This is a genomic window from Oleiphilus sp. HI0061 (genome assembly GCF_001635675.1).
The window spans coordinates 1-563 of record NZ_LWFE01000466.1; the positions used below are offsets into that span (position 1 = coordinate 1).

Sequence of the window (563 nt, forward strand, 5' to 3'; positions counted from 1 at the left end):
GCCGGCTAGCACAGGGTTGATCAGCGAGGGTCGGAACACTCTGCCTACAAACTAGTGTATTAACTGCGTTCTCGCCTCATAAAACTCTGTCGGGCAACTAATCACATCATTTTCCTGAAGCCCCATGAGCTGCATAAATGCGCCATGGTTAACATGAATCAGGTTATGGTGGTCGCCACTTTCAAAGTAAATACTAGGCATCTCTTCCAAGCTTTTATCCCAAACTACTGGTAAGCCATAGACTTGGCCTAGTGCAGGAACCGCACCTTCTTCGCAATCATCAAATAAGCTTTTGAGTTCACACTCATCGACCAAGCGATAATGCGAGGCCTTGCCCATATGCTGGTTGAGCAGATCAGGAACAAGCTGATGTGTTGCAGGTATGACACAGAGTCGGTAGTTATCGCCATCGTGGGTGATAACGGCTTTTGCCATTTGTTTGGCTGGCACGTTAGCAAGTCTGGCACTAGCTAAACTGGTATGAGATTCAGGGTGTTGAATGAGGTCGTAGTGCACGCCAACGCGCGACAAGTGAGCTTCGATTCTAGGAGCAATAGACATAA

Annotated in this window: 1 protein-coding gene; it reads right to left on the reverse strand. The window is 47.8% G+C overall.

The genetic code is table 11. The annotated features are described in order from the left end of the window. Positions 1 to 51 precede the first annotated feature (51 nt). Positions 52 to 563 (reverse strand): aminoacyl-tRNA deacylase (locus tag A3735_RS06200; protein WP_068512992.1); only part of this gene is annotated, 512 nt, incomplete at its 5' end.